Consider the following 708-nt stretch of genomic DNA (forward strand, 5'->3'; position numbering starts at 1 on the left):
GTGTTGAGCGTGCCGGCGATCACCAGCAGTTCGGCATCGGCAAAGCTCTCGGCATTGCCATTGGCGAGCGTCAGCCAGGAAAACAGGTCGAGCGACTTGCCGTCCGCGCCGAGCTTCACGACATAATCGGCATTCCAGTCGAACCCGGAGGCGAGATAGGTCAGCGTCACCTCGACCGTTGCGGCTCGGGGCGAGACGGTATCGACCGACAGCACCGGCGTCGCGAACAGCCCCCCGGGCAGGTTTTCGTAGATCACCTTTTCGGGCAGGCCCGAACATTGCAGCGCCTCGATGCCGCCTTCCGTCTGCACCACCAGCGCGCCCTGCGAGCCGCTGCGGATCACTGCCGGTTGTTCGATCACCTTGCCGGTCGCCGGATCGGTGCGCTTGAGCGTCACCCGGTTGCCCAGCGTGCCATCGACCAGCGCGCCGGGCGACAGCAGCTTCTTGTCGCGATTCTGCTCGACGATGCCGCCCGGCAGCCCGCGCACCACCGCAGACACCGCGACCATGCCCTCGGCCACACTCGCAAAGCGGATGGTCGAAGGGCCTGCGGGGACGCTCACCGTGCGCTTTTCGGTCACCACCGCAAAGCCGTTGAGGTAATCGAGGTTCATGCCCCCGCCCTGACCGCGCTGCGGATCGCGATAGATGGTGACCGCGACGGAGTCGGGTTTGGCCGAGATGATCTCGGGGCGGGTCTGGGCT

Annotated in this window: 1 protein-coding gene; it reads right to left on the reverse strand. The window is 66.2% G+C overall.

Annotated features, from left to right (window positions below; all coding sequences use genetic code 11):
* On the reverse strand, positions 1-708 hold a 708-nt coding region (locus tag AX735_RS25665; protein ID WP_446471790.1), incomplete at both ends, for a DUF4139 domain-containing protein.

It is taken from the genome of Blastomonas sp. CCH1-A6 (assembly GCF_001556365.1).
Taxonomy (GTDB): Bacteria; Pseudomonadota; Alphaproteobacteria; order Sphingomonadales; family Sphingomonadaceae; genus Blastomonas; species Blastomonas ursincola.